Raw genomic sequence first — 10,962 nt, 5'->3', positions numbered from 1 at the left:
CGGCCGGCGGGGGTCAGCCGCCGTCGACCGGGCGGAACGGCGGGACGTGGTGCCGGGCGCGGGCCGCGCGGTTGGTGGTGGTGCAGATCGCGTCGAACATGGTCCGGCCGAGGACCGCGTGGGCCTGCACCGCCGGGTGGGTCGACCCGTAGTTGTCCAGGTCGCCGAGGGAGTCGGCGAACAGCGCGTAGGTCAGGGTGGGCGCGCCCGCCGGGTCGAACATGATGCCGGCCTCGTGCCGGGCCGCGCCCAGCTCGTCGTAGTCGGCGCCGTACTTGGTGGCGACCCGGCTGCGCTCGGCCGAGGACATGGTGCGCCGGATCCCGTCGTGGTAGCCGTTGATCCACCGCAGGATGCCGAGCAGGAAGTCGGCGGACCGCGGGGTCAGGATGGTCTTGTTGGCCAGCCGCCAGAGCAGGTCGTGGGTCTCGCGGGGCGTGGTGACGCCGAGGTAGAACCGGTTCGGGTTGGCCACGGGCTCGACGCGGGTGTGGACGAACCCCTTCGCGGCGAGGATGTCGTTGATCTCCAGCGCCGGCACCACCCGGCCGCACATCCGCACGGCCGTGTTGTCGGAGACGAGCAGCATCGCGGTGAGGAAGTTGGCGACGGTGACCTGGTCGCCCCAGACGGTCTGCAGGAAGTAGATGCCGCTGCCGCCGAGGATGATGTCGGCGGTCAGGTCGAGCCGCTGGTCCAGCCGGAGCTGCCCGCGGTCGATCTTGTCCATCACGGCGACGGCGACGGCGAGCTTCTGCACGCTGTAGCCGTGCGTGACGCGGTCGGCGTCGTCGGCCACGACGGTGGCGAGCGTGCCGGCCCGGTCGACCATCGCGATGTGCGAGTGCCACACGCCGCCGGCCGCGGCCTTCTGTTCGAGGTAGGTCCGCCGGATCACCTCGACGCCGCCGGTGGCGCGGGTCCCCGTGGCCGGCGCGGCGGACGCCCGGCCCTCGGCGGCGGCGGCGGGCCGGCCGGTGGCGGCGAGCGCGGCGGCTGCCGCGCCCAGCCCGATCGCGGTCCGGCGGGTGACGTTGCTGTTCATGTGAGCCTCCCCAGTGGTCGCCCACGATGCTCTCAGACGTGTCGATCGAGCGGTGTCCCAGCGGGTCCGCCCTGCTCCGAACGGCCCGGCTCCGAAGTGGTCGGAGCTGTTACGAGAACGTGACCCCGGCATTTCCCGAAACATGTTGACCAAGGCGGATGTGAGCGCTAACACTGACCGGGGCGTGGACACGCTCCGCACTTTCGGCACGAGGTCCTGGGAGGGAAGCCTGTGTCCAGAAGATTCTTGATGGCACTCGGCAGCGCCGTGCTGGCGCTCAGCATCGCGGCGTGCAGCGGCGAGGGGGCCGGCGGAGGCGGCGACACCGCCGACAAGAAGCCCACCGACCTGACCATCGGCGTCTCGATGCCGACGCAGACCTCGGAGCGGTGGATCGCCGACGGCAACTCGGTGAAGGAGAAGCTGCAGGCCAAGGGCTACAAGGTCGACCTGCAGTACGCCGGGGACGAGATCCCCACCCAGTCGCAGCAGATCGACCAGATGATCACGCAGGGCGCGGACGTCCTGATCATCGCGGCGATCGACGGCACGGCGCTCACCGGTCAGCTCCAGGCCGCCGCCCAGGCGAAGATCCCGGTCATCTCCTACGACCGGCTCATCCTCGGCAGCCCCAACGTCGACTTCTACGTCAGCTTCGACAACTACAAGGTCGGCGTCGCCCAGGCCACCGCGCTGCTCGTCGGCCTCGGTCTGCAGAACAAGGACGGCTCGAAGGGCACGGCGACCGGTCCGTTCACCATCGAGCTGTTCGCCGGCTCGCTCGACGACAACAACACGCAGTACTTCTTCGGCGGGGCGATGGACACCCTCAAGCCGTTCTTCGACAACGGCACGCTGAAGGTGAAGTCCGGCCAGACGAAGATCGAGCAGATCGCCACCCTCCGGTGGCAGCAGGGGGTCGCCCAGACCCGGATGGAGGACCTGCTGACGTCGAGCTACAACGACGGGTCCACGGTGGACGGCGTGCTGTCGCCGTACGACGGGATCTCCCGGGGCATCATCACCGCCCTGCAGAACGCCGGCTACGGCAAGGGTAAGAAGAAGCTGCCCGTGGTGACCGGCCAGGACGCCGAGATCGCCTCGATCAAGCTGATCAACGACGGCGTGCAGAGCTCCACCGTGTTCAAGGACACCCGGCTGCTGGCCGAGCAGGCCGCCATCGCCGCCGAGGCGTTCCTCCAGGACAAGGAGCCGCAGGCCAACGACACCACCACCTACAACAACAAGGTCAAGGTCGTCCCGGCGTACCTGCTGCCGATCCAGACCGTCTTCAAGGACGACATCAAGCCCGTCCTCGTCGACTCCGGCTACTGGACGGCCGAGGAGGTCGCCGCCGGCCAGGCCAAGAAGTAACGCGGTTTCCGTCGGGCCCGGGCGACCGCCCGGGCCCGGCGGACGCCGGCCCGGCCCGGCCCGGCGACGCCACCCGACGACCCGAACAGCGGGAGGATGCCCGTGAGCGACACCATCCTCGAGATGCGCACCATCACCAAGACGTTCCCCGGGGTGGCGGCGCTCCAGGACGTCTCGATCACCGTGCGGCGCGGCGAGATCCACGCCATCTGCGGCGAGAACGGCGCCGGCAAGTCCACCCTGATGAAGGTGCTGTCGGGGGTGTACCCGGCGGGCAGCTACGACGGCGAGATCGTCTTCGACGGCCGGCCCGTGCACTTCCGGGGCATCCGCGACAGCGAGACCCACGGCATCGTCATCATCCACCAGGAACTCGCCCTGGTCCCGCACCTGTCGATCGCCGAGAACATCTTCCTCGGCAACGAGCGGCGCGGGCGCAGCGGCCTCATCGACTGGAACCGCGCCAACGCCGACGCGGCGGCCCTGCTGGAGTCCGTCGGCCTGCGGGAGAACGCCGTGACGCCGATCGCGGCGCTCGGCGTCGGCAAGCAGCAGCTCGTCGAGATCGCCAAGGCGCTGTCGAAGAAGGTGAAGCTGCTCATCCTGGACGAGCCGACCGCCGCCCTCAACGACGTCGACTCGGCGCACCTGCTCGACCTCCTGCGGCGGCTGCGCGACCAGGGCATCACCTGCATCATGATCTCGCACAAGTTGGGCGAGATCACCGCGATCGCCGACTCGATCACCGTCCTGCGCGACGGGCGCACGGTCGAGCGGCTCGACGTGCGCGCGGGTGAGGTGACCCAGGACCGGATCATCCGCGGCATGGTCGGGCGCGACCTGCACAGCTTCTACCCCGACCGGGTGTCGTCCCCCGGCGAGGAGGTGCTGCGGGTGGAGAACTGGACGGTGCGCCACCCCACCCAGGACCGCACGGTGGTCGACGACGTCGGCTTCACCGTCCGCGCGGGCGAGGTCGTCGGCATCGCCGGGCTCATGGGGGCCGGGCGCACCGAGCTGGCCATGAGCATCTTCGGCCGGTCGTACGGGCGCGACATCAGCGGCCGGCTCTTCCTGCGCGGCCGCCCGATCAGGGCGCGCACGGTCGCCGAGGCGATCGGCAACGGCATCGCGTACGCCACGGAGGACCGCAAGCGGTACGGGCTCAACCTCATCGACGACATCCGCCACAACGTCTCGGCGGCGGCGCTGCGCAAGCTCGCCCGCCTCGGCTGGGTGCACGACAACGAGGAGATCCGGGTCGCCGAGGCCAGCCGGCGCGACATGAACATCAAGGCGCCCAGCGTCATGGCGACGGTCGGCAAGCTCTCCGGCGGCAACCAGCAGAAGGTCGTCCTGTCGAAGTGGCTGTTCACCGACCCGGACGTGCTGATCCTCGACGAGCCGACGCGCGGCATCGACGTCGGGGCGAAGTTCGAGATCTACACGATCGTCAACCGGCTGGTGGCGCAGGGCAAGGCGGTCGTGCTCATCTCCTCCGAGCTGCCGGAGCTGCTCGGGATGTGCGACCGCATCTACACGCTCGCGGCGGGCCGGCTCACCGGCGAACTGCCGGCGGGCGAGGCCACCCAGGAGAAGCTCATGCAGCTCATGGCGAAGGACAAGGAACCGGCCTGATGACCGACATCAAATCCTCCTCCCCCGGGCAGCGCCCGTCGGCCGACGACGCCGCCCCCGCCCTCGCCCTGCACACCGGCATCAGCGACCCGCGTACGCTGATCATGCGCAACCTGCGCCAGAGCGGCATCTTCGTCGCCCTCGTGGTCATCGTCGCGCTCTTCGCGGTGCTGACCGACGGCGTCTCGCTGAGCCCGGGCAACATCACCAACATCGTCCTGCAGTACTCCTACATCCTGGTGCTCGCCATCGGCATGGTCATCGTGATCATCGGCGGGCACATCGACCTGTCGGTCGGCTCGGTGGTCGCCCTCACCGGCGCGGTCTCCGCCGTGCTCGTCATCCAGCAGGGCCACCCGTGGTGGCTCGGCGTGCTGGCCGCGTTGGCCGTCGGCCTCGCCGTCGGCGCCTGGCACGGCTTCTGGGTCGCCTACGCGGGCATTCCCGCCTTCATCGTGACCCTCGCCGGCATGCTGCTGTTCCGCGGCCTCACCCTGCGGGTGCTGGACAACATCTCGCTGTCGCCGTTCCCGGCCGAATACCAGCAGATCGCGGCGGGCTTCCTCAACGGGCTGCTCGGCGGCCAGGGCTTCGACGCGTTCACCCTGCTCATCGGCGCGGTGGCGGTCGCCGGGTACGCGGTCGGCGGCTTCCGCACCCGGGTGGCGCGCATCCGCTACCAGCAGCCGGTCGAGTCGTTCCCGCTGTTCGTCGCCCGGGTCGTGCTGGTGGGCGCGGTCGTCATGTACTTCGCCTGGCAGCTCGCGCACGCCCGGGGCCTGCCGATCGTGCTGATCGTCCTCGCGGTGCTCGTCCTCGCGTACGGGCTGCTGACCCGGCGCACCGTGTTCGGCCGCCAGGTCTACGCGATCGGCGGCAACCTCCCCGCCGCCATGCTCTCCGGGGTGAAGGTGAAGACCGTCAACTTCTGGGTCTTCGTCAACATGGGCTTCCTGTCGGCGGTGGCGGGCATCATCTACTCGTCGCGGTCCAACGGCGCGCAGCCCGCCGCCGGCAACATGTTCGAGCTGGACGCGATCGCGGCGGCGTTCATCGGCGGCGCGGCGGTCACCGGCGGGGTCGGCACGGTCGTGGGCGCGATGGTCGGCGGCCTGATCATGGCCGTGATGAGCAACGGCATGCAGCTCATGGGCGTCGACCAGTCGATGCAGTCGGTGGTGAAGGGCCTGGTGCTGCTCGTCGCCGTCGCGTTCGACGTCTACAACAAGCGCCGCGCCGGGTCGGCCCGCTGACGCCTGCGGGGTCACGTCGGCGGTCGCGGTCAGTGCGCGACGCGACCGCCGACGAGGGTACGGGCGACCCGCTCGCGCACGGTCCAGCCGCCGAACGGGTTGTTCCGGGACCGGCTGCGGTGCCGGTCGACGCGGATGCGCTGCGGGACACCCGTCTCGACCACGCAGAGATCGGCCGGCTCCCCCACCCGCACGGAGCGGCCCGTCCGGCGCGCGATGCCGCCGATGCGGGCCGGCACGACGGAGAGCACCTCGGTGAGCCGCGCCCAGTCGACCAGACCGGTGTCGGGTGCGCGCAGCACCGTGGCGACGATGGGCAGGGCCGTCTCCAGCCCCGTCAGCCCGAACGCCGAGTCGGCCCAACCGCGCGCCTTCGTCGCCGCCGGGTGCGGCGCGTGGTCGGTGGCGACGACGTCGATGATGCCGTCGGCGAGCGCGGCGCGCAGGGCCAGCACGTCGGCGGCGGCCCGCAGCGGCGGGTTGACCTTGAGCGGGCCGCCCGCGCGCAGCGCCGCCTCGTCGTCCAGGACGAGGTGGTGCGGGGTGACCTCGCAGGTGACCCGGACGCCCGACCGTTTCGCCTGCCGGATCAGCTCGACCGAGCCGGCGGTGGAGAGGTGGCAGACGTGCAGGTGTCCACCGGTGTCGGCGGCGATCGACAGGTCCCGGTCGACGACGCGTTCCTCGCCTGCCGCCGGCCACGGCGCTGCGCCGGCCCGGGCCGCCACCCGGGCGTTGACGACGCCGGCCCCGACGGCGTGCGGGTCCTGGGCGTGCTGGGCGAAGACGACGCCGAGGTCCCGGGAAGCCTCCAGCATCGCGCGGACGAGGGACGGGTCCGTGACGCAGCGGCCGTCGTCGGAGAAGACCCGCACCCCGGCCGCGACGAGCGCCGGCACGTCCACGAGCCGCCGGCCCGCGAGGTCGCGCGTCACCGCGGCCACCGGGTGCACGCGGGTGGTGCCCCGTGGCACCCGCGCCAGCAGCGCGGCGACCCGGGACACGCGGTCGGTGGGCGGTGCGGTGTTGGCCATGGCGAACACGTCCGAGTACCCGCCCGCCGCCGCGGCGGCCGTACCCGAGCGGAGGTCCTCGGCCTCGGGGTGGCCGGGGTCGCGCAGGTGGGTGTGCAGGTCGACCAGGGCGGGCAGGGCGAGCCGCTCGGTGGCCGGCGGCCCGCCGTCGCGGGGCTCGATCGCGCCGATCACGCCGTCGGCGACGGTGACGTCGACCAGCGGGCCGTCCGGCGTCAGCCGGACGGCCTCAAGCCGGTGCACCGGGGTTCCCCTGCACGGCGAAGACGGGCCCGTCGAAGCAGACGAGGGGGCCCTCCCGTTCCGGGTCGGCTGGGCCGGGCAGGGCGCAGCCGTGGCAGTAGCCGAGGCCGCAGGCCATGTGCGCCTCGACGGACACCTGCAGCGACGCCCGCCACCGTCCCGCGAGGGTCACGGCGAGTCCGGTGAGCCGCTGGGAGCCGCACACCACGACCAGGGCGGGGGGCCGGTCGGCGAACCGGGCGGCCAGCGCGCGGCCGAGGGCCCCGACGGCGCTGGTGCCGTCGAGGTCGGTCACGGCGATGGCCTCGGCCCCGAGCTCGGCGCAGTCGGCGCGGCCGATGACGCGGTCGTCGGTGCGGGCGCTCAGGACCACGGTGCTGGGCGTGCCGGCGGCCGCGGCGTCCTCGACGAGGGTCATGAACGAACACACCCCGATCCCCCGGCCGATCGCCAGGAGCGGGCCGGCGGTGGCGGGGAGGTCGAAGCCCCGGCCGAGGGGGCCGGTGACCGGGAGGCTGTCACCGGCCCGCACCCGGCTCAGCGCCTCGGTGCCCCGCCCCTGGACGTTGTAGACCACCTCGATGTCGCCGCCGGGCCGGCGGCGGTGCACGGCCATCGGCCGGGGCAGCTGGATCAGCTCCCCGGTGGCCTGCGGCACGCTGAGCATCACGAACTGGCCGGCCTGGGCGGTAGCGGCGACGCGGGGCGCGCGCAGCACCAGCCGGTGGATGGCCGGCGCGAGCGGCGTGTGGTCGACGACGACGGCCGGATCGCAGGCGGGCGTCGGCCGATCGCGGGTGGGCAGCACGTCCAGGACGGCCGCCGGTGGCACCGTGGTCATGCCGTCGCGTCCAGCCGGTACATGGTCTCCAGGAGCACGGCCGCGCCGGCGGCGACCTGGTCGGCGGCGCTGAACTCCTCGGGCGAGTGGGACAGCCCGCCGCGGCTGGGGACGAAGACGATCCCGGCCGGCATGAGCCGGCTGATCTGCTGGGTGTCGTGGCTCGCGCCGCTGGCCAGCACCTCGGCGGGCAGCCCCAGCGCGGTCGCCGCGGCGCGGGCCGCCGCCGTCACCTCGCGGGACAGGGTCACCGGCGGGGTGTCGGCCAGCTCCTCCAGCTCGACGTCGACGCCGCGCCGGGCGGCGACGGCGCGGCACCGCTGGCCGACGGCGTGCGCCGCCGCGCGTTGGCGGTCGTAGTCGGTCTCGCGGACGTCGACGGTGAACATCACCCGGCCGGGGATGACGGTGATCGCGCCGGGTTCGACGGTGAGGGTGCCCACGGTGATCCGGGTGTTGACGTCGGCGGCGGCCAGGGCCAGCCGTTCGCAGTCGAGCACGCACTCCGCGGCGGCGGCGAGCGCGTCGCGGCGGTCGTCCATCGGGGTGCCGCCGGTGTGCGCGGCCACGCCGGTCAGGCAGACCCGCAGCCGGGTCGAGCCGGAGACGGTGTCGACCACCCCGATGGGCACCCGCCGGCGCTCCAGCACGGTGCCCTGTTCGATGTGCAGCTCCACGAAGGCCCGCCAGTCCCGGGGCTCCCACCGCGCCGTCGCGGCCCGCTGCGGCGCGAGGCCGCACTCGGTCATGGCGGCGGCCATCGTCGTGCCGGTGCGGTCGGTGAGCCGGTGCAGGTCGGCGGCGTCGGTGAGGCCGGCGACGATCCGGCTGCCATTGCACGCCTGCCCGAACCGGGCGCCTTCCTCGGCGGCGAAGGCGACGAAGCGCCACGGGCGGTGCCGGGGGCGGCCGGCCCGCGCGGCGGCGGCCACCGCGAGGGCGGCCACGACCCCGGCGGTCCCGTCGTACGCGCCCCCGTGCGGGACGCTGTCCAGGTGGGAACCGGTGCCGATCGCGCCGGGGCGGGGCTCGGCGTCGGGGGCCAGCTCGCCGATGGTGTTGCCGGCGGCGTCGGTGTACGACGCGATGCCGAGGTCGGCGAGCAGGGCCGCGAAGAGGTCGTGGGCCTGGCGTTCGAGGCGCGTGTAGGCCAGGCGGGAGACCCCCGCGCCGGGCTCGGACAGGGCGGCGAACCGCCGCAGCGTCTCCTCCAGCCGGGCCGGTTGCAGGGCGGGGACGGTGGCGAGGGTGGACATGGTGCTCCTGGCTGTCGGAGGGGGCTAGTGACCGTCGGGCGTCGGATCGGACGGCGGGGCCGGCAGGTGCAGTCGGGGCGGTTGCAGGGTGACCGCGCAGTCGAGCCGGTGTCCCCGCTCGCGCATCATCGCGGCGACCGGCGTGACGGCCCGGGTGCTGGTGAGCCGGGTGGCGACGAGGGCGACGGTCGACCTGTCGGGCAGGTCGGCGGAGGTGAAGAGGAGGCCGCGTTCCTGCACGACGGTGACCCGGCGGGTGCGCATCGCGGCCGCGACGACGTGGGCGAGCACCGCTTCCTCCTCGCCCTCCCAGTGCAGGACGGCGGTCACGGCGCGGGCGGAGAGGACGGCGGCGAGCGCGTCGCCGAGGCGGATGGACGCCAGCGGGTCGTGGCCGAGGTCGAACCACCGTTCGGGGCCGTCGGTCCGGGCCAGCGGCGCGGTGAGCGCGGAGAGGCCGGCGAGTTCGGGCATGCTCTTCTCGTTCCTGGTCGGCGCGCGGCGGCGGCCGGGCGCGGCGGGCTGGGCGGGCTCGCCCTGGGTCAGGCGAGCGTGAGATCGGTGCGCAGCAGGGCGGGGAGTGTGGTGACGCCCGCCGCGCGGCACCGGGTGCGCAGGCCACGGACGACGTCGACCATGGCGGTGGGCCGGCTGAAGTTGGCGGTGCCGACCTGCACGGCCGACGCGCCGACGGAGAGGTACTCCAGGGCGTGATCCGCGGTGGCGATTCCGCCACAGGCGATGACGGGCACGTCGACGGCCCTGGCCGCGAGCCAGACGAGCCGCAGGACGATGGGGCGGATGTGCGGGCCGGTGAGGCCACCCACGTGGTTGCCGAGCGCCGGCCGCAGGCTGCCGGGTTCGAGGGGAAGCGACGGGACCGAGTTGGCCACGCAGACCGCGTCGGCGCCTGCCTCCTGGGCGGCGCGGGCGCACTCGGCGATGGAGGCCACCATCACGGGCAGCTTCGCGATGATCGGCTTGTCGGTGACCGCCCGCACCCGGGCCACGGTCTCGGCGAGCGCGACCGGATCGGAGCCGATGTCCCGGCCGTCGGTGTCGAGGTTGGGGCAGGAGACGTTGATCTCGTATCCGGCCCCGGCCCCGCCGAGTTGCTCCGCGACCTGTTCGTACTCCGCCGGGGAGTGGCCGCCGATGCTGATGATCGTCGGGGCGGGCAGCGCCCGGTAGCCGGGGTACTGGTGGGTGAGGAAGCCGCGCGGGCCCCGGCTGGGGATGCCGACGCTGTTGACGACGCCGGCCGGGATCTCGGTGAGCCGGTGCGCCGGGTTGCCGGCGCGGGGCTGGAGGAAGACCGTCTTGGTGACGGCGGCGGCGAGCTCCCGCATGGGGAGCAGCCGGCCCAGCTCCGGGCCGAAGCAGCCCGAGGCGGGCATCACCGGGGAGGTCAGGGCGAGGCCCCGGATGCGCACGGACAGATCGACGCCGGCGGCGGCACCGAGGAGATCGTCGGACGGACCCGGTTCCCGGGCGGATGGCTGCACTCCCACTCCCTCGGTCGAACAATCGCCACACTTTCCGCCTAGCGGAAAGCCTGCTTCCACAAGTAGGCTACGGAGTATCGGCCGCCCCGTTCGGCGTGTCAAGCCCACCGCCGGCCGGCGGCCCCGCCACCCACCCCCCCTTGGAGGACCCGTGCGGGTCGGTCTGTACGGCGGCGCGGCCAGCGGCCACGAGGAGCTGCACCCCGCCGTGGTGTCGCTGGTCTCCGCGCTCGCCGACGACGGTTGCGAGTTCGTCTACGGCGGCGGCGCGGACGGCGTCATGGGCCTTGCCGCCCGGACGGCGCTGGCCCGCGACGCCCGGGTGACCGGCGTCCTGGCCCCTCCCGGCGCGGGCGACGAGACCCCGCACCCGGGACTGACCCGGGTGGAGGTCACCGCCTCGCGTCCCGCCCGGCGGGCCCGCATCCTGGCGCTGTCGGACGTCGTCGTCGCCCTGCCCGGCGGCCCCGGCACACTGGAGGAGATCACCGAGGCGGTCAACCTGCGACGGCTCGGCCTCACCCGGGCCAGGTGCGCGGTGCTCGACGCGCACGGCTTCTTCGACGCGTTCCTGCGGCAGCTCGACCAGATGGCCGCACAGGGGTTCCTGCGGCAGCCGCGTCACGAACTCGTCGCCACCGTCGCCACCGCGCGCGATGTCACCGCCCTGTGCGCCGGTGCGCCGACCGGCCCGGGCGGCGGGCCGCAAGCCGGCAGGGCCACCCGGCTGCTCCCCGACGCCTGACCCCCGACCGGCGCGCCACCAGCCGAAA

General features: G+C 73.4%; 10 protein-coding genes. 4 read left to right on the top strand and 6 right to left on the bottom strand.

The window, feature by feature from the left end; translation table 11 throughout:
- Positions 1-13 precede the first annotated feature (13 nt).
- Positions 14-1,045, bottom strand: coding sequence for a serine hydrolase (locus tag HDA31_RS12595; RefSeq protein ID WP_178065204.1), 1,032 nt, complete (start codon positions 1,043-1,045; stop codon positions 14-16).
- Between the two features lie 249 nt (positions 1,046-1,294).
- On the opposite strand from HDA31_RS12595, the gene chvE reads away from it, so the two are divergent.
- From chvE to mmsB, 3 genes are all read left to right on the top strand, one after another.
- Positions 1,295-2,419, top strand: a complete 1,125-nt coding sequence (gene chvE / locus HDA31_RS12590) for a multiple monosaccharide ABC transporter substrate-binding protein (protein ID WP_141723980.1) — start codon at positions 1,295-1,297, stop codon at positions 2,417-2,419.
- Between the two features lie 102 nt (positions 2,420-2,521).
- A complete protein-coding gene (gene mmsA / locus HDA31_RS12585; RefSeq protein ID WP_178065203.1) occupies positions 2,522-4,057 on the top strand; it encodes a multiple monosaccharide ABC transporter ATP-binding protein in 1,536 nt (511 codons plus the stop codon).
- On the top strand, positions 4,057-5,310 hold the full coding sequence (gene mmsB / locus HDA31_RS12580; protein ID WP_178065202.1) for a multiple monosaccharide ABC transporter permease: 1,254 nt from the start codon (positions 4,057-4,059) through the stop codon (positions 5,308-5,310). The genes mmsA and mmsB overlap by 1 nt, the downstream gene beginning before the upstream one ends.
- 29 nt (positions 5,311-5,339) lie before the next feature.
- Here mmsB and HDA31_RS12575 read toward each other — a convergent pair whose 3' ends face one another.
- The 5 genes from HDA31_RS12575 to HDA31_RS12555 form a co-directional block, all read right to left on the bottom strand.
- Positions 5,340-6,587, bottom strand: a complete 1,248-nt coding sequence (locus tag HDA31_RS12575) for a dihydroorotase (RefSeq protein ID WP_178065201.1) — start codon at positions 6,585-6,587, stop codon at positions 5,340-5,342.
- Positions 6,574-7,428: an iron-sulfur cluster-binding protein gene (locus HDA31_RS12570; protein WP_178065200.1), complete on the bottom strand. Its 855-nt coding sequence runs from the start codon at positions 7,426-7,428 to the stop codon at positions 6,574-6,576. Before HDA31_RS12570 ends, HDA31_RS12575 begins: the two co-directional genes overlap by 14 nt.
- Positions 7,425-8,684: a Zn-dependent hydrolase gene (locus HDA31_RS12565; protein WP_178065199.1), complete on the bottom strand. Its 1,260-nt coding sequence runs from the start codon at positions 8,682-8,684 to the stop codon at positions 7,425-7,427. The genes HDA31_RS12570 and HDA31_RS12565 overlap by 4 nt, the downstream gene beginning before the upstream one ends.
- 24 nt (positions 8,685-8,708) lie before the next feature.
- The gene (locus tag HDA31_RS12560) at positions 8,709-9,158 is read right to left on the bottom strand and encodes a hypothetical protein (RefSeq protein ID WP_178065198.1); all 450 of its coding nucleotides are present in this window, start codon (positions 9,156-9,158) and stop codon (positions 8,709-8,711) included.
- 68 nt (positions 9,159-9,226) lie between these two features.
- A complete protein-coding gene (locus tag HDA31_RS12555) occupies positions 9,227-10,189 on the bottom strand; it encodes a dihydroorotate dehydrogenase (protein ID WP_178065197.1) in 963 nt (320 codons plus the stop codon).
- 151 nt (positions 10,190-10,340) lie between these two features.
- Between HDA31_RS12555 and HDA31_RS12550 the strand changes: the two genes are divergently transcribed.
- Complete coding sequence (locus HDA31_RS12550; RefSeq protein ID WP_178065196.1) at positions 10,341-10,934, top strand: LOG family protein; 594 nt, start codon at positions 10,341-10,343, stop codon at positions 10,932-10,934.
- The last annotated feature ends 28 nt before the right edge of the window (positions 10,935-10,962 follow it).

The organism is Micromonospora carbonacea (assembly GCF_014205165.1).
GTDB classification, from domain to species: Bacteria; Actinomycetota; Actinomycetes; order Mycobacteriales; family Micromonosporaceae; genus Micromonospora; species Micromonospora carbonacea.
The sequence above is the reverse complement of the archived record's forward strand: the minus strand, read 5'-3'. Positions and strand labels throughout refer to the sequence as shown.